Here is a 23,818-nt window from a genome sequence, read left to right as displayed (position 1 = left end):
AGCTGCCTTAATTCACGTCAACGACGTTTTCCGCCAGCGCGCGGGCGTCTCCCCAGATGGAAACATAGCGCAGCGCATAGCGCCCCGGCGTTTCCGGCACGGGCACGGTGACGGAGGTCTTGTCGAAGACATACTCGTAAGTTTCATAGGCGTCCGCGCCAGAGTCGAGAGGGGCGAAGGTGATGTAGTCGCCATCATAGGCCGGGCCGTCATGGGTTACGTTGATGGTGCCGCCGACCTGGGCCGAAGAGGGCGCGGTCAGCGTGACGGTCCTTTCGGTCAGCGTGATCGGCACGGCGTGGGCGATCGTGCTGTCCTGACCGTTGATATAGCGCAGCTCGTAAGTGCCGGGGAACAGGGTCAGGCGTAGCGCCACCGGGTTGCCCTTGGACACGTATTCATAGGTTTCATAGCTGGCGCCATCGCTGCCGGGTTCGGCCAGGGTAATGTAATCCTCGCCATAGCCGCTGCCGGTCCAGTCGACATTGATAGTTTCTCCGATCACGGCCCTGTCGGGCGCGTTGAGACCAAAGCTGCGTTCGCTGAGCGTGATGGTTTTGGTCGCAAGCACGGTCGGGCCGACGCTTTGCAGGTAGCGGATGTCATAGGTGCCGGGTTCGGTGGGCATGCGCAGCATCACCGCGTTGCCCTTGTGCACGTATTCGTAGGTTATGTAAGTGCCGGCATCAGACCCGGGCAGGGCCGTGTCGAGATAGTCGTTATCGGTGGCGGGCCCTTCCCATGTGACAGAGATGGTGGCGCCGGTTTCGGCGGTATCGGGTGCGGTGAGGGTTGCCGGGGGTTTGAGCGGTTGCAGGCGCAGCGAGATTTCCGCAGCCATGCCGGGGCCGACGAAAAAGGCAGTTTCGGCTCTGGCGCCGTCTTCGGGGCGGGTCAGGCGGACGGTGTAGTCGCCCTCGGTCAGCTTGAGCATCCCGGTGCCGCCATCAATCGTGCCTGCGGGGGTCCCGGCGGCGTCGAAAATCTCCCAACGGGCCGGGAAAACCAAGGCGTCGCCATTGGGTTCGAGGCTGCCTGCAAAATGGGTGTGGTGCAGGACGGGGTCTGGATCGGGGGTCGGTTCGGGTGGGGGGGGCTGTTTGATTTCGGCTACCTGTGTCAGCGCGGCGCCAAGCTCGTCGGCATTGGCCGCCGACAGGAACTTGCCGCCCGTGGCTTCGGCCATGCATTGGAACTGGGCGCGGGCCTTGGGGTCTTTGACGTCAAAGCCGACGACATGGGCGGTGAAATCCACGCCGGTTGCCTCAAGCTCGCGCGCGACGGCGCAGACATCGGGGGCGCAGGTTTCGATTCCGTCAGAGACAAGGATCACGGTGGCGGCGTTTTCATGGTGACGCAGCGCCTGTGCTGCGGCGACCACGGCGTCGGCCATGGGGGTCTTGCCCTTGGGTTTGATCCCGTTCACGGCGCTGGTGATGGCGGCGCGGGTGTCCGGGCCCGGCATGACCAGCGTTTGAATATCCGAACAGTCGCCCTTGCGGCGGTGCCCATAGACCGTCAGGCCAAGATCGAGATCGGCGGGCAGGGTGGTCATCAACTCGCCCATGACCTCTTGGGCAATGGTGATCTTGGCCACCCCGTCGATCTGGCCCCACATCGAGCCGGACCCGTCCAGAACAAGAATGGCGGCGGGGTTGGCTTGGGCAAGTGTTGTCATTGGAAGAAGACTCGCGGCGAACGCGAGTGGTGCAATGCGGTTCATTTTAATCCCTCGGTCAAATTCCTGCGTAACTTTATGAAGCGATTTCAGAGGGCTGCAAGTCAGCGGTTCCTGACCTGCGGGTCAGGAGGCATTTGTTCCCTTTATGTTCGCAGATTTTGGTTGGCACTGGGGCCGTGCTGACTTATGTCTAAAGCGTAAACCGGGGGCTTTTATGGCTGAGCTGAAAAACATCGAAGTGCGCGGCGCGCGGGAGCACAATCTCAAGAGCATCGACGTGGATATTCCGCGTGATCAGCTGGTGGTGATCACCGGACTTTCGGGGTCGGGCAAGTCGTCGCTGGCGTTCGATACGATCTATGCCGAGGGGCAGCGGCGTTACGTCGAAAGCCTGTCCGCCTATGCGCGCCAGTTCCTTGACATGATGGAAAAGCCGGATGTGGACCATATCAGCGGTCTCAGCCCGGCGATTTCGATTGAGCAGAAAACCACGTCCAAGAACCCCCGTTCGACCGTGGGCACTGTGACCGAGATTTACGACTATCTGCGCCTGTTGTTTGCGCGGGTGGGGACACCTTATTCGCCCGCCACCGGGCTGCCGATCGAGGCGCAGCAGGTGCAGGACATGGTCGACCGGATCATGGGGTTGGAAGAGGGGACGCGTGGGTATCTGCTGGCCCCGATCGTGCGCGATCGCAAGGGCGAATACCGCAAGGAGTTCCTTGAGCTGCGCAAACAGGGGTTCCAGCGGGTCAAGGTGGATGGCGTGTTCTATGAGCTGGACGAGCCGCCGACGCTGGACAAGAAGTTTCGCCATGACATCGACGTGGTGGTGGATCGTCTTGTGGTGCGCGAGGGGATGGAGACGCGGCTGGCAGACAGCTTGCGTACCGCGCTGGACCTCGCGGACGGGATCGCCATTCTGGAGACAGCACCAAAAGACGGCGAGCCGGAGCGTATCACGTTTTCGGAGAATTTTGCCTGTCCAGTGAGTGGGTTTACCATTCCCGAGATTGAGCCGCGTCTGTTCTCGTTCAACGCGCCCTTCGGAGCCTGCCCGGAATGTGACGGGCTGGGGATGGAGCTGTTTTTTGACGAACGGCTGGTGGTGCCGGACCAGACGCTCAAGGTGTATGACGGGGCGCTGGCGCCGTGGCGCAAGGGCAAGTCGCCCTATTTCCTGCAGACCATCGAGGCCATCGCCAAGCATTACCAGTTTGACAAGAACACGCCGTGGAAAGACCTGCCCAAGAAGGTGCAGCAGGTGTTCCTTTATGGCTCGGGGGAAGAGGAAATTCCGTTCCGCTATGACGAGGGCGGTCGGGTGTACCAAGTGACGCGCGTCTTTGAAGGCGTGATCCCGAACATGGAGCGGCGCTATCGCGAGACGGATTCGAACTGGATCCGGGAAGAGTTTGAACGCTATCAGAACAACCGCCCCTGTGGCGCCTGCCGTGGGCATCGTCTGCGCGAAGAGGCGCTGGCGGTGCGGATTGCCGACAATCATGTCGGTCACGTGGTGCAGTTTTCGATCCGCGAGGCTTTGGCGTGGATCGAGGATGTTCCGAACCATCTGACCCCCCAGCGTCAAGAGATCGCCCGGGCCATTGTCAAGGAGATCCGCGAGCGACTCGGGTTCCTGAATAACGTGGGATTGGAATACCTTACGCTTAGCCGCTCAAGTGGCACGCTGTCGGGCGGAGAGAGCCAGCGCATCCGTTTGGCAAGCCAGATCGGGTCGGGGCTGACCGGTGTTCTCTACGTGCTGGATGAACCTTCTATTGGCTTGCACCAGCGCGACAATGACCGTCTGTTGGGTACGCTCAAGAACCTGCGGGATCAGGGCAATACGGTGATCGTGGTCGAGCATGACGAGGAAGCCATTCGCGAGGCGGATTACGTGTTCGACATCGGCCCCGGCGCGGGTGTGCATGGCGGGCAGGTTGTGTCCAAGGGCAAGCCCGAGGAAATCGCCGCCGATCCCGCGTCGCTGACCGGGCAGTACCTGTCGGGGCAGCGCGAAATCTCCGTGCCGGTTGATCGCCGCAAGGGGAACGGGAAAAAAGTGAGCGTTGTCAAAGCGTCAGGCAACAACCTTAAATTCGTGACGGCGCATTTTCCGCTGGGTAAATTTGTCTGTGTGACCGGGGTCTCGGGCGGCGGGAAATCGACGCTGACCATTGAAACACTGTTCAAGACCGCTTCGATGCGCCTGAACGGTGCGCGCCAGACGCCTGCGCCTTGTGAAACCATCAAGGGGCTGGAGCATCTCGACAAGGTGATCGACATCGACCAGCGCCCGATCGGGCGCACGCCGCGGTCGAACCCGGCAACCTACACCGGGGCGTTCACCCCGATCCGGGACTGGTTCGCGGGGCTGCCCGAGGCCAAGGCGCGCGGCTATAAGCCGGGGCGGTTCAGCTTCAACGTCAAGGGCGGGCGCTGTGAAGCCTGTCAGGGCGACGGGGTGATCAAGATCGAGATGCATTTCCTGCCCGATGTCTATGTCGAATGCGAGACCTGCAAGGGCGCGCGGTACAATCGCGAGACGCTGGAAATTCGCTTCAAGGGCAAGAGCATTGCCGATGTGCTGGATATGACCGTGGAAGAGGCACAGGAGTTCTTCAAGGCGGTGCCGAGCATCCGCGACAAGATGGATGCGCTGGCGCGTGTCGGGCTGGGTTATATCAAGGTTGGCCAGCAGGCGACGACGCTCTCTGGTGGTGAGGCGCAGCGGGTGAAGCTGTCCAAGGAACTGGCCAAGCGGTCAACCGGGCGCACGCTCTATATCCTTGATGAGCCGACCACGGGTCTGCATTTCGAAGACGTGCGCAAGCTGTTGGAAGTGCTGCATGAATTGGTAGATCAGGGCAACACGGTTGTGGTGATCGAGCATAATCTCGACGTGGTCAAAACTGCCGATCACATCATCGACATTGGCCCCGAGGGTGGCGACGGCGGGGGCGAGATCGTGGCCGTTGGCACTCCCGAAGAGGTGGCCGAGGTCGCGCGCAGCCATACGGGACGCTATCTCAAAGAGATGCTGACCGGGCGCAAGGTGGCGGCGGAATGAACCGGCTTGGCCTTGCGCTTGGCTCGGGCGGAGCGCGGGGATGGTGCCATGTCGGTGTGCTGCGCGGGCTGGATGAGCTGGGTATTGCGCCGGACGTTGTCGCGGGCTGTTCCATGGGTGCGCTTGTTGGCGCGGCCTGGGCGGCAGGGCGGCTCGATGCGCTGGAAGACTGGGCGCGGGACCTGACCCTGACTCGGATGGTGGGGTTCATTGACCTGCATTTTGATCGGGGCGGGTTGATGCGAGGCGGCACCGTGGCCGAGATGATGAAGAGCCTCGATTTGCCGGAGCGGATCGAAGACCTTGATCGACCATTTATTGCGGTGGCAACGGATATGGCGACGGGACACGAAGTCTGGCTTCGCGAAGGATCGCTGTTTGACGCGGTGCGGGCGTCGATCTCGATTCCGGGCCTGTTCAGCCCGCATGAGATCAACGGACGGTGGATGCTGGATGGCGGCTTGATCAACCCGGTTCCGGTATCGGCTTGCCGGGCATTGGGTGCGACGACAACTTTGGCGGTCAATCCGAATGCAAAAACCGGACCTCTCTGGGAACCCGGAGACAATATCTATGAACAGCTTGGCGTAAAGGACTGGGTGGGCAGGCTACCGGACCCGGTGCGTGGGTTGCTGAAGCATGACGAGGTGCCGGGACCGGGCATTCTCGATGTTGTATCAACCTCGATCGACATCATGACCGAGTTCCTGCGCAAGGTGCGCACGGCGTCGGACAGCCCCAGCCTCACGCTGGAGGCGGACCTCAACCACATGTCTGTTCTGGACTTGTATCGTGCCGACGAGGCGATTGCCGAGGGCCGCCGCCTTGTCGAGGTGCATTCAGACGCTTTGCGGGCCTGCTGCGCCTAGTTTTTGTTGAGCGGGCAGGTCGACATGCCGAAGATCGAATAGAGCGGGCAAGACGACATGAAACCGGTGACAAGCGGGATAACCCCGATCCACATCCAGACGCCATAGCCCATCAGGGCGCCCAGAACGAGCAGCGCGCCGATGACGATGCGCAGGATACGGTCAACGGAACCGACATTTTTCGTAAACATGGTGAGACTCCTTTTTTGCTGTCTTGGAGGCACGATAGCGCAAAGGAGACGGTCCGTATGTGACTGGGGTCACAAAAGCGGATCTTCTCCGGCCGCCGCAATCTTGTGCAGGCGGTTGGGGTCGTTGATCGTGACTTTGCCCCGGGCGGTTGTGACCCAGCCTTTGGTTGCCCAGTTTTCCAGCTTGCGCGAGACCACTTCGCGCGCAGTGCCCACGGCCGCAGCGAGTTCAGCCTGGGTGCTGCGTAGGGTGGTTTCGCCTTCGGGGAGTTGCCGCAAGAGATGCTCTGCAAGACGGCATTCAACAGTTTTAAAGGCAAGCTTTTCAAGGAGTTCCATCATGGACTTCATGCGTGATCCAAAGGCGGAGAACACAACGTCGCGAAAGGCAGGCGAGTCTTCCATGAGCGCGTCATAGTCGTGACGGGGCAAGAGCACGAGGCGGGTCGGTCCGGTGGTTTCGGCTTCGGCGGAATAGTGTGTGTCCCCGCCCATGAGACCTAGCGTCGACTGAATACAGGACTGCCCCGGCACAACGGAATAAAGCAGGATTTCACGACCCGAGGCCGTGGTCAGGCGCACGTCGACGCGGCCCGAGAGCACGATGGCATATCCCTGAATCGCGTCGCCCGGCTGAAACAGCCGGGCGCCTTTGGGCAGGTCGAGCGGGTTCAGACGGTCCAGCCGGGCGCGGTCCCTGTCAGACAGGGTCTCAAGACCGGGGGCGTCTGCGGCCCAACTCATGCGTCGCGGCTACGCTTTTCAAAGCGCGGAAGCATGGCCGAGAAATCGGTGCCAAGACCGCCTTCGCTTTCGACGAATTTCTCGTAGAGCGCGGTGGCGATTTTGCCCATGGGGGTATCTGCATCGGCGCTTTCGGCGGCCTGTTGCGACAGGCGCAGGTCCTTGAGCATCAGTTCCGAGGCAAAGCCGGGTTTGTAATCGTTGTCCGCAGGTGACGTTGGGCCAACGCCTGGCGCGGGACAATAGGCGTTCATGGTCCAGGAATAGCCCGAAGAGGTGGACACCACGTCAAACATCTTCTGGCGGTCGAGGCCGAGTTTATCGGCAAGCGCAAAGGCTTCGCAGGTGGCGATCATGGTGACGCCAAGGATCATGTTGTTGCAGATCTTGGCGGCCTGGCCGGCGCCGGAGTCACCGCAATGCACAGCCTTTTGACCCATGATGTCGAACAGAGGTTCGGCCTTGGCAAAGGCTTCGGCGCTGCCGCCGGCCATGAAGGTGAGCGTGCCGCCGGCGGCGCCGCCAATGCCGCCCGAAACGGGGGCGTCCACGGCGAGAAGACCGGCCTCGGCCGCCTGAGCCGCTACGGCACGGGCGCTGTCGACGTCGACGGTCGAGCAATCGACCAGTGCCGTCCCTTCGGACATGGCCGGGATGATTTCGTTTGCCACGGCGCGCAGGATATTGCCATTGGGCAGCATAGTGATGACCACGTCGGCCCCGGTTGCAGCTTCGGCGCCCGAGGCGGCGAGAGTCACGCCCTCGATCGCCACGTCCGCCTTGTCGAATCCGGTCACGTCATGGCCTGCCTCGGCGAGGTTCGCGGCCATGGGGCCGCCCATGTTTCCCAGTCCGATGAATCCGATCTTCATGGCTTAGTCTCCCTTTTCAAATGTCAGTGTCGCATCCCCCAGCGGCATCAGCATCTTTGTCACCTCGATTTGGGACATGTCCTCAAGCTGATGCTTCCATTGCGGGTTGCGGTCCTTGTCGATGATCTGCGCCCGGATGCCTTCAAGGAAATCGCCGTGCTCCATGGCGCGATAGGTAAAGCGGTATTCCTGTTCGAGCGCAAAGCGGATGTCGCTGCGGGTGCGGATGCGGTGAATGATCTCGAGCGTACAGCCCATGGCGAGCGGCGAGTTGCGCGAGAGTTTCTTGAGCGTGTCGCGGGCAAAATCGCTGTCGGCAGCGTTCAGCGCATTCAGGATATCACGCAGGGTTTCGCCGCCAAAATTCGCGTCGATCTCTTCAGCCTGTTCGGCGATCGGGCCGGGGGCGATCCATTTGCCGGCATCGTCAATCAGTGACCAGTCGCCGGTGTCTTCGAGCTGTGTGATCAGGGCAGGCCACTGATCTTCGGGAATGTAGTAATCCGCGAATCCTGTGTGGATGGCGTCTCCGGCGTTGAGCCGGGCAGCGGTCATTCCGAGATACTCGCCCAGTCGTCCAGGGGCCGTGGCAAGGATGTAGGAACCGCCCACATCCGGCACGAGACCGATGCCGCATTCGGGCATGGCGATCTGGCTGCTGTCTCCAACGACGCGGTGCGAACCGTGACAGCCCACACCGACGCCGCCGCCCATGGTGAAGCCCTGCATGAAGCTTGCCACGGGCTTGGGGAAGGAGAACATCTTGGCGTTCATGCGATATTCGTCAGACCAGAATGTCCGGCCATAGTCGAAATCGCCCTTGGTGCCGGTTTCATATAGCTCGGCAATGTCGCCGCCCGCGCAGAAGGCTTTTTCGCCCTCAGCGTCGATCACGATCATCTTGACCGCGTCGTCGTTTTCCCAAGCGTCGAGCGCATTCTCGATGGCAATGCACATCTCGTAGGACATGGCATTGAGCGCCTTAGGACGGGTGAAGGTGATGCGCCCGGTCTTGCCGACCTTGCGGATATTGATGTCGCTCATGCCGTGTCCGCGATCAGCTGGCGCGAGACGATCAGGCGCATGATTTCATTGGTGCCTTCGAGGATCTGGTGCACGCGCAGGTCGCGCACGATTTTCTCGATGCCATAGTCGGCAAGGTAGCCGTAACCGCCGTGCAGCTGCAGGCAGCCATTGGCAACTTCGAACGCGTTGTCGGTGACCATCAACTTAGCCATGGCGCAGAATTTGGACGCGTCATGCGCGCCGTTGTCGAGTTTCCAGGCGGCCTGGCGCAGGAAGATGCGCGCGCTTTGCAGCTTGGTTTCGAATTCGGCCAGCTTGAACTGCAACGCCTGGAACTGGTTGATGGACTTGCCGAAGGCCTTGCGTTCGGACATGTATTGCAGCGTCATGTTGAGCGCAGCCTGCGCACCGCCAAGCGCAGAAGCCGCGATGTTGAGGCGGCCACCGTCGAGACCAGCCATGGCATAGACAAAGCCCTTGCCTTCTTCGCCGATCAGATTGTCGGCAGGGACCTTGCAATCATCGAACTGCACCTGTGCGGTGGGTTGGGCAAGCCAGCCCATTTTCTTTTCCAGCGCTCCGAAGGAAAGCCCTTCGGCCCCGTCTTCGACAACCACGGTCGAGATGCCCTTGGGCCCGTCTTCGCCGGTGCGCACCATGGTGACATAGGCGTCCGAATAAGAGCCACCCGAGATAAATGCCTTGGTACCGTTCAGGACATAGCCGTCATTGGTACGCTCGGCGCGGGTTTTCAGCGCGGCGGCGTCGGAACCGGAGCCGGGCTCGGTCAGGCAGTAGGAAAACACCTTGGACATGGTGCAGAGGTCGGGCAGCCATTTCTGTTTGGTTTCTTCGGAGCCGAACTTGTCGATCATGCCGCCGCACATGTTGTGGATCGACAAGAAGGAACCCACGGCGGGGCAAGACATGGCGAGCGCTTCGAAGACCAGCGTTGCATCGAGCCGCGACAATCCTGATCCGCCATATTCCTCGGAGACGTAGATGCCGCCCAGACCGAGCTCGGCAATCTGTGGCCAAAGTTCTTTCGGGATGGTGCCGGCGGCCTCCCATTCCATTGCAAAGGGGGCGATATGCTCTTCGGCAAAGCCTTTGGCCATGTCAAAGATCAGCGTCTGTTCCTCGGTCAGTGCAAAGTCCATGGGGCTCCTCCAAGCATGTTTGTCGTGCGACTTAAATGAACACGTGTTTAATAATACAATCCTTGCAGGATTATGTCAGGCCGCAAAAATGCAAAACACTTTGCAAAATTACAGGTCTGCGTGGAATTCCTCGGTTAGGTGTTTCACCACGGCGCGCAGGGCCTGATCATGGCTGTAGTCAGCCTGTACAGCATCCGCGTAGACGGCACGTTGGCGATCTGCGCTGGTTCCGGTTTGCAGAATTGCCAGAGCGTTTTCGATTTCCCTCAAACTTTGAAGCGCGGCGGCGTCCTCTTCGACCAGTTCGACAATCTCGTTCAGTAGGTCCGCAAAGGGAACGATTTCGCGCCGCCCCCAGTCGATCAGCCCCTCGGTGATACCATAGCGCTGTGCCCGCCAGCGGTTTTCCTCGATCAGGAAGCGATCGTAGAGGCGCCAGCGCTGGTTGTGGGTGGCCAGCCGCCAGAGCATCCGGCACAAGGCCTGGGTCAGCGAGGCGATGGTGAGGGTGGTTTCCAGAAGCGGCGAGACATCGCAGATGCGGCTTTCGATGGTCGGAAAGCGCGACGAAGGGCGCAGGTCCCACCAGATCTTGCTGGCGTCCTCGATGACACCGACATTTGTCATGGCCTGCACCGAGCGTTCATAGGTAGACCAGCTGTCCATCTGTGGCGGGATGCCCGTGCGGGGCAGGTTGTCGAACACGGTCAGCCGATAGCAGGCCAACCCGGTGTCCTGCCCCTGCCAGAAAGGCGAGGAACAGCTTAGTGCAAGCATGTGTGGCAGGAAATAGCGCAGCTGATTCATGACGTCGATGCGAAGATCAGGGCTGTCCAGACCGACATGCACGTGCTGACCGCAGATCAGCATCCGCCGGACGACGCCGCCCAGATCGTCGCGCAGAACGTTGTAACGCTCCTTGTCGGTATGGTGCTGGTCACGCCAGTCGGAGAAGGGATGGCACGAGGCAGCAATGGGGGCAAGGTTGAACCGCGCGGCTTCCTCGGCGACGGCGCTGCGCAAGCGTTTGAGGTCTTCGCGGGCCTCTCCGACGGTCTTGCAAACACGCGACCCGATTTCGATCTGGCAGTTGAGATATTCCGGCGCGACCTGATCCTGAAGCCGGGCGGCACAGGCGTCCATCAGCTCTTGCGGGGCAGGGGCGAGGTCCAGCGAGTCCTTGTCGACGAGAAGATATTCTTCTTCGACGCCGATGGTGAAATCGGGTTCTTTCAAGGCCATGCGCCGTCCTCCCAAGTCGAAACACGGCAAGTTGAGCAGGAATGCGGTTTCTTTTCAAGCGCGGGGCGGGGGCGCGGCAATTTTGCCCGGCGATCGGAGTCAGCGCTGTGCGACCGGCTCGCTGTACGGTTCGAGATCACGTTTTTCGAGCGAGAGAACGGCCCGTGCTTCATCAAGGCTGGTCAGGACAAGCGGGATCACACCCGGCAGGTTCTGCCAAGACCGGACAGCGGCCATGGCCATGGTACGCGTCAACTCGGTGGGGGCCACGAAAATCAGGTAGATTGGTGCGTCCGCTTTAAGGAAGACATCCACCTGGTGCGCCTGAAGCGCCATAATCTTCGTGAAATCCCGTTCGTATTCTGTCACGGCGCTCAGATCGACGAGATGCGATTGGCCGGGGCGCGCATCAGGATGTGAACTGTAGCGGTCGAAGGTCTCGGTCGTTTCCGCCAGCGTCACCGTGCCGGAAAAGGTCACAAGGACAAGGTTGTGATCAGGAAGTACGCTGAACTTGACGGGCATTTCGGGTAATGGGCGTCCTACGTGAAAGGGGCGACCGCAGCCGCCCCCGAATTTCTGTCACACTTGGAATTCTGAATCAATCCATCGGTTTGAAGTTGAACTCGCCGCCTTCCTTGATGCCCGAGGGCCAGCGCGAGGTGATGGTCTTGGTCCGGGTGTAGAACTTGAACGCGTCCGGGCCGTGCTGGTTCAGGTCCCCAAAGGCCGATTTCTTCCAGCCGCCGAAGGTGTGGTAGGCCAGCGGAACCGGGATCGGAACGTTGATGCCGACCATGCCGATGTTGATACGGTTCGCGAAGTCGCGGGCCGCGTCGCCGTCACGGGTAAAGATCGCGGTGCCGTTGCCGTACTCGTGATCCATGGCATAGCCGATGGCCTCTTCGTAGGTTTTGGCACGGACCGTCGACAGAACGGGACCGAAGATCTCTTTCTTGTAGATGTCCATGTCCGGAGTCACGTTGTCAAAAAGGTGCGGACCGACAAAGAAGCCGTCCTCATAGCCCTGAAGCGAGAAATCACGGCCATCGACGACCAGCTTGGCGCCTTGTTCGACACCGGATTCCACGAGGCGCAGAATATTTTCCTTGGCCGCCGCGGTCACGACCGGACCATAGTCGACGTCATCACCGGCGGTGTAGGGGCCGACTTTGAGTTTTTCGATGCGCGGCACCAGTTTCTCGATCAGGCGGTCGGCGGTTTCGTCACCCACCGGAACAGCCACCGAGATCGCCATGCAGCGTTCACCCGCTGCACCATAACCTGCACCCACGAGTGCGTCTGCGGCCTGGTCCATGTCGGCGTCGGGCATGATGATCATGTGGTTCTTGGCGCCGCCGAAGCACTGAACGCGCTTACCCTGGGCACAACCGGTGCCATAGATGTATTCGGCGATCGGGGTCGAGCCAACAAAGCCCACCGACTGAATGATCGGATCATAAAGGATTGCGTCCACGGCTTCCTTGTCGCCGTTCACAACCTGAATGATGCCCTTGGGCAGGCCCGCTTCTTCGAGCAGTTCCGCCAGCATCAGCGGCACGGAGGGGTCACGCTCGGACGGTTTCAGGATGAAGGCGTTGCCGCAGGCGATGGCCGGGGCGAACATCCACATCGGGATCATGGCGGGGAAGTTGAACGGGGTGATACCCGCGGTCACGCCGAGTGCCTGGCGCATCGAGTAGATGTCGATGCCGGGGCCGGCGCTGTCGGTGAATTCGCCTTTGAGCATCTGCGGCGCGCCGATGCAGTATTCCACCACTTCCAGACCACGCTGTACGTCGCCCTTGGCGTCGGGGAAGGTCTTGCCGTGCTCGCGCGAAAGGGCTTCGGCCAGCTTGTCCATGTCGCGGTTCAGCAGGTCCACGAACTTCATCAGCACGCGAGCGCGGCGCTGCGGGTTGACGGCGGCCCATGCGGGTTGGGCGGCGGCTGCGATGGCCACGGCGTGGTCCATTTCCTCCTTGGACGCCAGCGGACATTTGGCCTGCACCTCACCGGTGGCCGGGTTGTAAACGTCCGAGAAACGCCCCGACGTGCCTTTGACGTGCTCGCCGTTGATGTAGTGGGTCAGTTCTTGCATGAGATCCTCCATCATGGTTTGGCCGGAGAATAGACTTGCAAAAATCCCCTGAAAAGGGACATGTTTTCAAAACGGCATTGCAAAAATGCAAGGGGGGGGTGAATGAAGACGAACTGGGACGATCTGAAAGTCTTTCTTGCCGTGGCCCGCGAGGAGAGCCTTTCGGCGGCGGGGCGGCAATTGTCTGTGGATCCGGCAACGGTGGGACGGCGGGTGGCGCGGCTCGAGGCGACCTATGGAATGCCGCTTTTTGCCAAGTCACCAACTGGTTATGCGCTGACGGATGCCGGGCAGAGGCTCATGGGGCATGCCGTGCGCATGGAGCAGTCGCTCGAGGAAGCAGCCGAAGAGATCGTTGGTCAAACCTCTGGATTGTCGGGGCAAATACGCATCGGCGCGCCGGATGGGGCGGCAAATTACTTGCTGCCGCAAGTTTGTGCAAAGATCGCCGAAGACAATCCCGACCTCGAAATACAGATCGTCGCCTTGCCCCGCGTGGTGAGCCTGTCGCGCCGGGAGGCCGATCTTGTCGTGGCCGTGAGCGCGCCAACCGCTGGGCGCCTGACGGTACAGAAAATCGCCGATTACAAGCTGCACCTGGCGGCGGCGCGCTGGTATCTGAAACAGCATCCCCCCATCAACACGCTGGAAGACCTGAGGCACCACATGGTCGTGGGATACATTCCGGACATGATTTTCGACAAGGAACTGGACTACCTGCATGAAACCGGGGTGGAGCGGGTGCGGCTGGCGTCGAATTCGGCCTCTGTTCAGTTCAACTGGGTCCGGCGCGGGGCAGGGATCGGGATCGTGCATGATTTCGCGATCCCGTCAGCCAAGGCGCTGATCAAGGTTCTGCCGGAACAGGTTTCGCTGACGCGCAGCTTTTATCTGATCCGTCACGCGGATGATCGGCGGCTGGAGCGGATGAACCGTTTTTCGCAAGCATTGTGCGACGGGTTGCGACAGGAAGTCGCCAGACTGGAAGCACAAACTTGACAAGACCGATTCTTGCGGCAACGCTTGATTTTACGAATTATTTTTAGGGAGGTCCGCCTATGCTTGTTCACCAAATTCTCAAGTCGAAGGGCTCGGAAGGAGTCTTGACGGTGAAGCCCGGGACATTGGTGTCCGAGGCAGCGGGAATCCTTGCGGAAAAAGGGATCGGGACCGTGGTCGTGTCGCCCGATGGCGAAACCCCGGCGGGCATCCTTTCGGAGCGCGATATCGTGCGGGAACTCGCGCGCAAGGGCGTGGGCTGCATGGGGGACACGGTCGATGACTACATGACTACCGAACTCGTGACCTGTGGGCGCAATGACGACGCTGTGACCGTGCTTGAAAAGATGACGGCGGGCCGGTTCCGTCACATGCCGGTCATGGAAGACGGCAAGCTCGTGGGCCTTATTTCGTTGGGGGATGCGGTCAAGGCGCGGCTCAGCGAACTGGCCATGGAAAAAGATGCGCTCGAAGGCATGATCATGGGCCACTGAGGCCCGGTGGCGCGGTCTATCCCGTAGGAATACCCATGTCAGAATGTCCACTTGCAATCGCGCACGCAATAATGTTGCGTGCGCGTGAGTGATTTGCGGAGTTTTGAAATGCGAACAGCGCTGTATCCGGGCACGTTTGACCCGATCACCCTCGGGCATATCGACATCATCCGGCGAGCCGCTGTGCTTGTGGACCGGCTGGTGATCGGGGTTGCGATCAACCGGGACAAGGGGCCGTTGTTTTCGCTGGAAGAACGGGTGGCGATGATCGAGGCGGAATGTGCGGCCCTGTCAAAGGAGACCGGGACCGAGATCGTGGCGCATCCGTTCGAGAACCTGCTGATTGATTGCGCCAAGGATGTCGGCGCGCAGATCATCGTGCGTGGGCTGCGGGCCGTGACCGATTTCGAGTATGAATATCAAATGGTTGGCATGAACCGCGCCCTGGATGACAGCATCGAGACCGTGTTCCTGATGGCCGATCTCAAACACCAGGCGATTGCCAGCAAGCTGGTCAAGGAAATCGCGCGGCTGGACGGGGACGTGTCGAAATTCGTCACCGCGCCGGTGAATTCGGCGCTGATGGAGCGGTTGGGCAAAGGCTGAGGGTTCAACCCCTCCGGTCTCGGCTGGCGCTGTGGGTGCGCATTTGAGTATTTTTGGCAAAATGAAGATGAACGGGGTGTGAACGCACCGCGCCGCGGCAGGTTCATGCGGTGCTGACGGCGCGCAGGCGCGTTTCGTGGAGAATCACGGTTAACAGGCGGGAAAGACGCAATTCTTGTATTCGGTATCGGGTCGGTATCACGTCGGTATTGCGTCGGTATGCAGTGGCGGTTTTCCGAGGTTAACGGCGCGCGCGCCAGATGCGATGCGCAACGCCGGGCAGGGGTCTTGCACGTCCGGGCCCGGCGGGTCAGGGTGGCGGAGACGGCGCAACAGGGCGAACAGGGGCAGATGACATGAGTGGATTGCTGGCATTGCTGGACGACGTGGCGGGGATTGCCAAGGTTGCGGCGGCCTCGATCGACGATGTGGCGGCGGGCGCGGCCAAGGCCAGTGCCAAGGCGGCAGGGGCGGTGATCGACGATGCCGCGGTGACGCCGAAATATGTGCACGGGTTCGAAGCCAGGCGGGAATTGCCGATCATCTGGAAGATCGCCAAGGGGTCGATCCGCAACAAGCTCTTGATCCTGTTGCCCGCCGCGTTGCTGCTGGCAAATTTTGCGCCGTGGCTGATTGCGCCGCTGCTGATGCTTGGCGGCGCCTACCTGTGTTTTGAAGGGGCTGAGAAGATCGCGCATGCGCTGTTTCATAGCGATGCCGGGCATCATGTGTTCAAAGAGGACGAGGCGGGTGACCCGGTGCACCTGGAAGAGCAGAAGGCCGCCGGGGCCATAAAGACGGATTTCATCCTCTCGGCGGAGATCATGACGATCATCCTGTCGGGCATTCCGGAAAGCAATTTCTGGATGGAGGCGGCGACGCTGGCCATGGCCGGGGTGGGGATCACCGTGGCGGTCTATGGTTCGGTCGCGTTGATCGTGAAGATGGATGATGTGGGCCTTGCCATGTATGCCGGAGGGCGGTTTGGACTGACTCGGGCCGTGGGGCGTGGGCTGGTGCGGGGGATGCCGGTTTTCATGAAGCTGCTGACCATCGTGGGCACGGCGGCGATGCTTTGGGTTGGCGGGTCGATCGTGATCCACGGGCTGGTGGAGCTGGGCTTTGGCTGGCTCGGGCACCACATTCACGACTGGGCCTATGCGGTGGGGCATGCGGTGCCCGCCGATTGGACCGGAGCCGTTGAGTGGATTGCAAAGGCGACGATGGACGGGGTGTTCGGGCTGGCGCTGGGGCTGGGGCTCATTCCGGTGGTGAGCACGGTTGCCGGGATGTTTCGCGGTAAGAAGGCCCACTGACCCAAGTTCCAGTGAGGCCGGATATAGGTTGCGGGGCCTTGTTCGTGTATTCTGGGGCGGGACAATGAAAGGATCAGACCATGACCATCCGGCAGACTATGGGGCGGGGCCGCCTGTTTGACAGCGTTCTGGACACGGTGGGGGACACGCCCTGTATCCGCGTGAACAGGATCGCGCCTGAGCATGTAACCGTGTTCGTGAAGTTCGAAGCGTTCAACCCGGCGGGGTCTGTCAAGGACCGTCTGGCGCTCAATATTATCGAGGCGGCAGAGCGCGAGGGGAAGTTGAAACCGGGGCAGACCGTGGTCGAGGCAACCTCGGGCAATACCGGGATCGGGTTGGCGATGGTTTGTGCGGCCAAGGGCTATCCCTTGGTTGTGACCATGGCGGACAGTTTTTCGGTCGAGCGGCGCAAGCTGATGCGGTTTCTCGGGGCCAAGGTGGTGTTGACGCCGCGCGCGCAGAAGGGGTTTGGCATGTATACCAAGGCCAAGGAGCTGGCCGAGGAAAACGGCTGGTTCCTGGCGAGCCAGTTCGAGACCGCGGCGAATGCGGATATGCACGAGAACACCACGGCGCGCGAGATCCTTGGAGATTTCGACGGGGAGCGGCTGGATTATTTCGTGAGCGGGTATGGCACCGGGGGGACGGTGTCGGGCGTGGCGCGGGTGCTGCGCAAGGAACGTCCGGAGACGAAGATCATCCTGACCGAGCCTGCGAATGCGGCAATTGTCGGGTCAGGCTATGTCAATACGCGCAATGACGCGCATCAGCCGACCGAAAGCCATCCGGATTTCGAGCCCCACCCGATCCAGGGCTGGACGCCGGATTTCATTCCGTGGGTTCTGCAGGAGGCGCTGGACAAGGGCTATTACGACGAACTGGTGCCGATTGCCGGGGCGGACGGGATCGCGTGGTCGCGGCGATTGGCGGTGGAGGAGGGGATCTTTACCGGGATTTCCGGGGGGGCGAGTTTTGCCACGGCGATGAAGATGGCCGAGACCGCGCCGGAAGGGTCGGTGATGCTTGTGATGTTGCCGGATACCGGGGAGCGGTATCTGTCGACACCGTTGTTTGACGGGATCGAGGAAGAGATGACCGAGGAAGAACGGGCGATTTCGGCCTCGACGCCTTCAGCGCAGATGTAGGTGGGGCAATTTCAGGCAAAGGGTTCCCTGATGGGGTGCCCTTTGCATGGGATGTTGTAATTGTAGGACGAGAAGCCAATTCATAATCAGCGTGTTCGCGGCGACGGTCCCTGCACACCAAAAATAGTCCTGAGTTTGGCAGCTTTGGTGCTTTCTGCTTTGCGGCGCGTCGCAATGATCGCGAGAGTGTGATTGCGGTCAAAGCAGTTAGAGTGGATGCTCGACCAAAAGCCTGTCTATCAGTTTCCCCAGTAATTGCGTTCGGCTTTTTACGTCGGCCTTTCGATATATCGAATTGTTCTGCGCCTTGATTGTGCCCGGGCTTGTGTTGCGAAGCTCTGCTATCTCGTTGACTGTCATGCCTTTCACTGTGAGTAATGCGACATCCCTTTCGGCTTCAGTCAATTGCCACCTGCCGAACTGCAGGTTTAGCATTTCAAAAAATTCACCTTGGGCAGATCGCAATAGTCTTTCAATTTCCTCGCGGCTTTTTTGCGAGAACTGGTAGCTGCGCCAAATAAGAAACCCACCAACTGTGAAGCCGAAAAAAGTTGCGAGTGATATGATTTCGTGAACCAACCAACTGGCGCTGAATAGGTAATAGCCTGAAATCTCTCCGACCAACTCGGAAAGAAAAGCGAATGCAGAGGCGGTGTAGAGCGCCACCCCTGCATAAAATGTTCGGTCGACCGGCCTGTTATCGCTCAAAGCAACGTCCAGCAGCTGAAGTGTTTTGACGTAGTTTAGTCATCGCCCTCGCCATCACCTTCGCCGTCGCTATCACCATCGCTGTCACCTTCGCTATCACCATCACCTTCGCCATCACCATCGCTGTCACCATCTCCTTCGCCGTCGCTATCACCATCGCCGTCTCCTTCGCCATCACCATCACCATCGCTCTCGCCATCACCGTCTCCATCACTTTCGCCGTCGTCATCCCCCTTATCGTCGCCTTCGCTGTCATTGCTTTCGTCGTCATCGCTTTCGTCGTCATCGACCTCGTCATCATCATACTCATCATCGGATTCCGATCTGTCACGAACGATGGTTCCGTCTTTTCCAAGAACGATTTCGCGTTCGATACCTGGTCCCGTCGCTTCAAAACGGGTGTTGCCGAACAGCGTGCGACTAATCTCGATGTGCTTGAAGCCTTGTTGCGTCAGCTCGTCGATAATCTGGTCTCTTGACGTCTGCGACAGTGCCGTGCTTGCCATCATGACAAATGACGTGCTCAACAGGATCTTTCCAACTCGCATTGTGCTACCTCTCAATTGGGTTTTGGTTGCAACAAACAAGCATCAAAAAGGGTACCCAGGGAATATAACTTTGGATGAAATGGGGTGAATTCATCCAAAGAGATATTTTCTGGTTTGCCGCGCTTGTGGATACCGAAGGGCGTCAAGGACAAGACGCGAACGCTCGGTACAGGAAACCGGGAAGCCCTTGGTTTGGTCTTGGTAATAAGGGCCAGTCGCGGGAAAACTTACGATTTGGAATGAAACCAGAAGAGCCGGAAAATGATACACCAGACGAAATACCAGAAGCTTTTCTCCACACCGCTCATTCGGTTCAAGGTCCAGGATTGCGCGGTTTTGAACGCTGCACTCTTGATGGAGGCCGAGCGACTGCGCGAAGCGAGCCCCGGTGTGTCAAAATCTAACCGCGGCGGGTGGCACTCTGAAGGCAATTTGTTCGAGAACGATGCCCCAAGCATTCAAAGGTTGCGCGACGCGGCACAGAGTGCTGTTTTGCAACTCACAAGCAAGGTAAACGAAAATTTCGACCATGAAAATTTCCACCTGAAACTCTTTGCTTGGATGAATGCAAATCCGACAGGTGGGTATAACGCGCCCCATACGCATCCCGGCGCGCACTGGTCCGGTGTCTATTATGTTGCGCAGCCAGACGTCGAAGAAGGTTCTTCGGGAATGATCGAGTTTCTTGATCCACGATCTGATCTCCAACATTGGAAGATCCTCGGCGCAGGGGCTTTTCAAACGAAGAAGAGCTTTCGGCCATCTGTTGGTGAATTGATCTTGTTTCCTTCGTACCTCGTGCATTGGGTTCACCCAAATCAGAGCGACGAAGAGAGAGTGAGTATCGCCTTTAACGCAACCTTCCGACGCAAAACCAAGAGCCAATCACCAACCCGATCTCGTGCTGGGTCGAGCGCTTAACTGACATGGTAAGGCACCGGAAATTCTGACAAAAAAGGCGCCCCGATGAGGGCGCCTTTTTCGTGTCCCGTATCCTGAAATGATCAGAGCAGCGCGTTGACCTTGTCCGCCACATTGGGTGCGGTGATGCCGAATTTCTCGAACAACCTGCCTGCCCGGGCCGACGCGCCGAAGCGGTCCATTCCGACGAAGTCGGATTTGTCTGGGCGATGGCAGGTTCTTTGACCCGACGCTACAGCGTTATTGCAGGTCAACGAAGATTTGCGAGTCGACCCCGGCCCGGAACAGGGCATCCTTGATTTCGTCAATCGCGTTGGCGTCAGCCGAGCTGACAATGACCACATCGTTGACGACCAGCGAATAGAGCGGCGCGTCGGGTGACAGGTTTGCGAGATACTTTTCGGCGGCCAGCTTGGATTTCGGTCCCCATTTTCCGTCATAGCCGACGCCAATCGTGTACTGGGCGTCCATGGTCAGTTCCTTGCTGACCGATCTTCCTGCGTTCAGGTCCTGCAAGACGGTGCGCAGCGCGGCTTCGTCGGTGATGCGGTCGGGCACGAACACGTTTGTGCAGGTTTCAACGTCCCTGTACTTGGTGACGGTCTTCTTGGCGGTTTCATTGGCGATGACGCCGCCGACGATGGCCCCGGCGGCAGCACCGGCGTTCTTGTCGGTCACGACACGTCCGACCACGCCGCCCACGACGGCGCCGCCGATGACCCGCTCGGGGCTGCCGCCTTTGACAGTTTCCTGATAGGGCACGGATTTTGTTTCGCACCGTGTTTCGTAGGACCCGGCAAAGGCCTGGGTTGCCAGCAGAACGGCCGCTGTTGTTGTCGCAATAATTCTCATGACTCGCTCCTTGTTATCGCAGTTCAACAATGTCTCATTCCCAACGCATTACGCCGGGCTCCGGTTCCAAGTCTTGCGAAGAAAAAGCTTGCGTTGGTGGACCGGGGGATCTTTCGATCTTGTGGGTAACTGGGCATGTCCTCAATTGATATTCAATATCAAGGCGGGAAACCGCTGGTTTATGGATGTGATGCGATACGAGAGCGCGAAGCGGACAAAATGTGTACCCCGCAGATTGCCATAGCGAGCGGCAAACGGCTGATGGGAGCGGGAAGGGAGGAAAGGGTCTCAGAAACGCCTGAACAGAGGGTTTACCGACTCGGGGTGTTTACCGGATGTGTTGTCCGCCGTTGATTTCGATCTCGGTGCCCGTGACGTAGCTGGACTGATCCGAACACAGGAAATAGATCACATCCGCGACTTCCGAGGTTTGTCCAATACGACGCATGGGCAGTTTTTCGACGATTCTGTCCGTTCCCGGAGACAGGATCGACGTTTCGATTTCCCCGGGCGCAATGGCATTGACGCGCACGCCGAGCGGCCCGAAATCATGCGCCATTTCGCGGGTCAACGCAGCCAGTGCCGCCTTGGATGTCGCATAGGCGGCCCCGGCAAATGGATGGATGCGAGAGCCTGCGATCGAGGTGACGTTTACGATGGCCCCTTGCGCTTTCTCAAGCTCGTGTCTCAGCCCGCGGGCGAGGACAATCGGCGCGAAGAAGTTGACATGAAACACTTTTCCCCAGTCGGTCAGGTCCGTGTCAATCGCGTTCAATCGCGCGCCGTCCACGCCTTTTGGAGAAATGCCGGCGTTATTCACCAGCGCATCGAGGCGACCGTCGAGTCTGTCCTTTATTACTTCGACAGCTTCAATCGTTGAAATCGGCTCGGAGAGATCAAGTTGAATGTGGTTCTCTTCACCGCCCGGCCAAGGGCAACTTGTGTCGAAGGGCTGGCGAGAGCAGGTCAAAACCCGCCAGCCTTCTTCCGCAAACCTTTTGACCGTTGCATGTCCGATTCCCCGGCTCGCGCCTGTCAACAGCAGGTTTTTTTGCATGTCGCCTTCAGCTCCTGATCCCGATGGCCGAAGCATAGTTGGCGGGAGTATCAAGACAAGGTGTTTCGGGGGTGTCTACGGCCGAAGGGTGGATGTTGGGCTGCGCGCTGTCCTGCTTGGCATTTCGCAAAAAAAGGCGCCCCGCTGGGGCGCCTTGTGGTGTCTCGTGTCGGGCGCGGGTCAGAGCAGGGCCTTGACCTTGTCCGCGACGTTCTGGGCGGTGATGCCGAATTTCTCGAACAGCTCGCCTGCCGGGGCGGAGGCGCCGAAGCGGTCCATGCCGACGAAGTCGGACTTGCCCGGACGGGCGCGTTCGCCCAGAAGCCACTGGTCCCAACCCTGACGCACGGCGGCTTCGATACCGACGCGGACGGCTGCACCTGCAGGGAGGACCTTGCGGCGATAGGTTTCGTCCTGCTGAGCGAAAAGCTCCATACAGGGCATGGAGACCACGCGCGTGCCGATGCCCTCGGCTTCGAGCAGCGCCTTGGCTTCCATCGCGGTGGCAACTTCGGAGCCGGTGGCGATCAGAATGGCCTGACGCGTGCCTTCCGCCTCGGCGAGCACATAGGCGCCTTTGGAGGTCAGGTTGGCAAGCTTGTGTTCGGTGCGCACGGTGGGCAGGTTCTGACGGGTCAGCGCCATGACCGAAGGCGTTTCCTTGGAGGAGATCGCAATCTCCCAGGCCTCGGCGGTTTCCACGGTGTCGGCGGGGCGGAACACATAGGTGTTCGGCGTCGCGCGGCAGATGGCGAGGTGTTCGACCGGCTGGTGGGTGGGGCCGTCTTCGCCTACGCCGATGCTGTCATGGGTCATGACGAACACGGTGGGAATCTTCATCAGCGCGGCCAGACGCATCGAGGGGCGCGCGTAATCGGTGAAGCAGAAGAAGGTGCCGCCATAGGGCCGGACACCGCCATGCAGGGCCATGCCGTTCATCGCGGCGGCCATGCCGTGTTCGCGGATGCCCCAGTAGACGTAGCGGCCCTTGCGGTTGTCGGTGTCAAACACGCCGAGATCGCCGGTTTTGGTATTGTTGGAACCGGTCAGGTCCGCCGAGCCGCCAACGGTTTCGGGCATGATCGGGTTGATCACTGCCAGTGCCATTTCCGAGGATTTGCGGGTGGCCACGGAAGGCTGGTCTTCGGAAACCTGCTTTTTCAGGGCCTTGATGGCGGCAGAAAGCTTTTTCGGGGTCTCCAGCGCGTAGGCGCGGTTGAACCGGTCCTGTTTCTGTTTGGACACCTCGGCAAAGCGCGCTTCCCACTCTGCGCGGTCGGCAGCACCACGGGCACCGATGGCTTCCCACTGGGCCTTGACGTCGGCAGGGACGTCGAAGGCGCCGCCGGGCCAGCCGTAGAGCTCCTTGGCGGCGGCCAGCTGATCCGCGTCGGTCAGGGCGCCGTGGCCCTTGGACGTGTCCTGAGCCGCGTGACCGATGGCGATATGGGTCTTGCAGGCGATCATCGAGGGTTTCTTGGTTTTCTTGGCGGCGGTAATCGCGGCGTCGATGGCCTCGGGGTCGTGACCGTCGATTTCCTGCACATGCCAGCCAGACGCCTTGAAGCGCTGAACCTGATTGGTGCGGTCGGACAGTTCGACTGTTCCGTCGATGGTGATGTTGTTGTTATCCCAGAGCACGATCAGCTTGCCCAGCTGATGACGTCCGGCCAGACCAATCGCTTCCTGGCTGATGCCTTCCATTAGGCAGCCGTCGCCGGCAATGACGTAGGTGTTGTGGTCCACGATCTTGCGGCCGTACTGGGCACGCTGCATCTCTTCGGCCATGGCGAACCCCACGGCGTTGGCGATGCCCTGACCCAAGGGGCCGGTGGTGGTTTCCACGGCATCCAGCAGGAAGTTTTCCGGGTGGCCTGCGGTCAGCGCGCCCATCTGGCGGAAGTTCTTGATCTGCTCCAGCGTGACCTGCGCATCGCCCATGAGATAGAGCAGCGAATAGATCAGCATCGAGCCGTGGCCTGCAGACAGGATGAAACGGTCACGATCGGCCCATTTGGGAGCAGCTACGTCGAATTTCATATGCTTTTCGAAAAGCACGGACGCGACGTCTGCCATGCCCATCGGCATACCGGAATGGCCGGAGTTTGCGGCGGCAACTGCATCAAGGGCAAGGGCCCGGATGGCGGTGGCCTTCATCCAGTGGTCTGGGTTCTTTTCGCGCAGGGCTTGGATATCCACGGCTGCGTTCC

The 23,818-nt window shown here is 60.0% G+C and carries 22 protein-coding genes; 8 read left to right on the top strand and 14 right to left on the bottom strand.

Going from position 1 to position 23,818, the window contains the following annotated elements; translation table 11 throughout:
* Positions 1-7 precede the first annotated feature (7 nt).
* On the bottom strand, positions 8-1,678 hold the full coding sequence (locus ACS3QZ_RS05520; RefSeq protein WP_456036932.1) for a vWA domain-containing protein: 1,671 nt from the start codon (positions 1,676-1,678) through the stop codon (positions 8-10).
* Positions 1,679-1,895: 217 nt separating this feature from the next.
* Between ACS3QZ_RS05520 and uvrA the strand changes: the two genes are divergently transcribed.
* Positions 1,896-4,754, top strand: coding sequence for an excinuclease ABC subunit UvrA (gene uvrA / locus ACS3QZ_RS05515; RefSeq protein ID WP_456036931.1), 2,859 nt, complete (start codon positions 1,896-1,898; stop codon positions 4,752-4,754).
* The gene (locus tag ACS3QZ_RS05510; protein ID WP_456036930.1) at positions 4,751-5,623 is read left to right on the top strand and encodes a patatin-like phospholipase family protein; all 873 of its coding nucleotides are present in this window, start codon (positions 4,751-4,753) and stop codon (positions 5,621-5,623) included. The genes uvrA and ACS3QZ_RS05510 overlap by 4 nt, the downstream gene beginning before the upstream one ends.
* Here the strand turns inward: ACS3QZ_RS05510 and ACS3QZ_RS05505 are convergent.
* From ACS3QZ_RS05505 to ACS3QZ_RS05470, 8 genes are all read right to left on the bottom strand, one after another.
* Positions 5,620-5,814 carry a YgaP family membrane protein gene (locus tag ACS3QZ_RS05505; protein ID WP_093094396.1) on the bottom strand — a complete coding sequence of 65 codons (195 nt, stop codon included), beginning with the start codon at positions 5,812-5,814 and terminating at the stop codon, positions 5,620-5,622. The two genes, ACS3QZ_RS05510 and ACS3QZ_RS05505, sit on opposite strands and share 4 nt — an antisense overlap.
* A gap of 69 nt (positions 5,815-5,883) precedes the next feature.
* The gene (locus tag ACS3QZ_RS05500; protein WP_456036929.1) at positions 5,884-6,558 is read right to left on the bottom strand and encodes a Crp/Fnr family transcriptional regulator; all 675 of its coding nucleotides are present in this window, start codon (positions 6,556-6,558) and stop codon (positions 5,884-5,886) included.
* Entirely contained in the window at positions 6,555-7,430 is an 876-nt protein-coding gene (gene mmsB, locus ACS3QZ_RS05495) for a 3-hydroxyisobutyrate dehydrogenase (protein ID WP_456036928.1), read from the bottom strand. Before mmsB ends, ACS3QZ_RS05500 begins: the two co-directional genes overlap by 4 nt.
* A 3-nt stretch (positions 7,431-7,433) precedes the next feature.
* Positions 7,434-8,474, bottom strand: coding sequence for an enoyl-CoA hydratase/isomerase family protein (locus ACS3QZ_RS05490; RefSeq protein WP_456036927.1), 1,041 nt, complete (start codon positions 8,472-8,474; stop codon positions 7,434-7,436).
* Positions 8,471-9,616, bottom strand: coding sequence for an acyl-CoA dehydrogenase family protein (locus ACS3QZ_RS05485; protein ID WP_456036926.1), 1,146 nt, complete (start codon positions 9,614-9,616; stop codon positions 8,471-8,473). Before ACS3QZ_RS05485 ends, ACS3QZ_RS05490 begins: the two co-directional genes overlap by 4 nt.
* A gap of 108 nt (positions 9,617-9,724) precedes the next feature.
* Positions 9,725-10,858, bottom strand: coding sequence for a carboxylate-amine ligase (locus ACS3QZ_RS05480; protein ID WP_456036925.1), 1,134 nt, complete (start codon positions 10,856-10,858; stop codon positions 9,725-9,727).
* A 99-nt stretch (positions 10,859-10,957) separates the two neighbouring features.
* The gene (locus ACS3QZ_RS05475) at positions 10,958-11,383 is read right to left on the bottom strand and encodes a hypothetical protein (RefSeq protein WP_456036924.1); all 426 of its coding nucleotides are present in this window, start codon (positions 11,381-11,383) and stop codon (positions 10,958-10,960) included.
* Positions 11,384-11,459: 76 nt separating this feature from the next.
* Positions 11,460-12,959: a CoA-acylating methylmalonate-semialdehyde dehydrogenase gene (locus ACS3QZ_RS05470; protein ID WP_093094476.1), complete on the bottom strand. Its 1,500-nt coding sequence runs from the start codon at positions 12,957-12,959 to the stop codon at positions 11,460-11,462.
* Positions 12,960-13,061: 102 nt separating this feature from the next.
* Here ACS3QZ_RS05470 and ACS3QZ_RS05465 point away from each other — a divergent pair, with 102 nt between their 5' ends.
* The 5 genes from ACS3QZ_RS05465 (at position 13,062) to cysK (ending at position 17,522) form a co-directional block, all read left to right on the top strand.
* Entirely contained in the window at positions 13,062-13,958 is an 897-nt protein-coding gene (locus ACS3QZ_RS05465) for a LysR family transcriptional regulator (protein ID WP_456036923.1), read from the top strand.
* 59 nt (positions 13,959-14,017) lie between these two features.
* Positions 14,018-14,452: a CBS domain-containing protein gene (locus ACS3QZ_RS05460; RefSeq protein WP_093094388.1), complete on the top strand. Its 435-nt coding sequence runs from the start codon at positions 14,018-14,020 to the stop codon at positions 14,450-14,452.
* 108 nt (positions 14,453-14,560) lie between these two features.
* On the top strand, positions 14,561-15,058 hold the full coding sequence (coaD, locus tag ACS3QZ_RS05455) for a pantetheine-phosphate adenylyltransferase (protein ID WP_456036922.1): 498 nt from the start codon (positions 14,561-14,563) through the stop codon (positions 15,056-15,058).
* A gap of 356 nt (positions 15,059-15,414) precedes the next feature.
* Positions 15,415-16,374: a DUF808 domain-containing protein gene (locus tag ACS3QZ_RS05450; RefSeq protein ID WP_456036921.1), complete on the top strand. Its 960-nt coding sequence runs from the start codon at positions 15,415-15,417 to the stop codon at positions 16,372-16,374.
* An 80-nt stretch (positions 16,375-16,454) separates the two neighbouring features.
* Positions 16,455-17,522, top strand: coding sequence for a cysteine synthase A (cysK, locus tag ACS3QZ_RS05445; protein ID WP_456036920.1), 1,068 nt, complete (start codon positions 16,455-16,457; stop codon positions 17,520-17,522).
* Positions 17,523-17,729: 207 nt separating this feature from the next.
* Here the strand turns inward: cysK and ACS3QZ_RS05440 are convergent, their stop codons facing one another.
* Both ACS3QZ_RS05440 and ACS3QZ_RS05435 read right to left on the bottom strand, forming a co-directional pair.
* Positions 17,730-18,230 (bottom strand): helix-turn-helix transcriptional regulator, encoded by a 501-nt coding sequence (locus tag ACS3QZ_RS05440; protein ID WP_456036919.1) that lies wholly within the window; start codon positions 18,228-18,230, stop codon positions 17,730-17,732.
* Between the two features lie 35 nt (positions 18,231-18,265).
* Positions 18,266-18,757 carry a hypothetical protein gene (locus ACS3QZ_RS05435; RefSeq protein WP_456036918.1) on the bottom strand — a complete coding sequence of 164 codons (492 nt, stop codon included), beginning with the start codon at positions 18,755-18,757 and terminating at the stop codon, positions 18,266-18,268.
* A 282-nt stretch (positions 18,758-19,039) separates the two neighbouring features.
* On the opposite strand from ACS3QZ_RS05435, the gene ACS3QZ_RS05430 reads away from it, so the two are divergent.
* The gene (locus tag ACS3QZ_RS05430) at positions 19,040-19,699 is read left to right on the top strand and encodes a 2OG-Fe(II) oxygenase family protein (protein ID WP_456036917.1); all 660 of its coding nucleotides are present in this window, start codon (positions 19,040-19,042) and stop codon (positions 19,697-19,699) included.
* A 240-nt stretch (positions 19,700-19,939) separates the two neighbouring features.
* Here ACS3QZ_RS05430 and ACS3QZ_RS05425 read toward each other — a convergent pair whose 3' ends face one another.
* The 3 genes from ACS3QZ_RS05425 to tkt all read right to left on the bottom strand — a co-directional run bounded on the left by ACS3QZ_RS05425 (position 19,940) and on the right by tkt (position 23,807).
* The gene (locus ACS3QZ_RS05425) at positions 19,940-20,551 is read right to left on the bottom strand and encodes a hypothetical protein (protein ID WP_456036916.1); all 612 of its coding nucleotides are present in this window, start codon (positions 20,549-20,551) and stop codon (positions 19,940-19,942) included.
* A gap of 328 nt (positions 20,552-20,879) precedes the next feature.
* Complete coding sequence (locus ACS3QZ_RS05420; protein ID WP_456036915.1) at positions 20,880-21,608, bottom strand: SDR family NAD(P)-dependent oxidoreductase; 729 nt, start codon at positions 21,606-21,608, stop codon at positions 20,880-20,882.
* Positions 21,609-21,788: 180 nt separating this feature from the next.
* Positions 21,789-23,807 carry a transketolase gene (tkt, locus tag ACS3QZ_RS05415; RefSeq protein ID WP_456036914.1) on the bottom strand — a complete coding sequence of 673 codons (2,019 nt, stop codon included), beginning with the start codon at positions 23,805-23,807 and terminating at the stop codon, positions 21,789-21,791.
* Positions 23,808-23,818 lie beyond the last annotated feature (11 nt).

This window comes from Shimia sp. W99 (assembly GCF_053851455.3).
The sequence above is the reverse complement of the archived record's forward strand: the minus strand, read 5'-3'. Positions and strand labels throughout refer to the sequence as shown.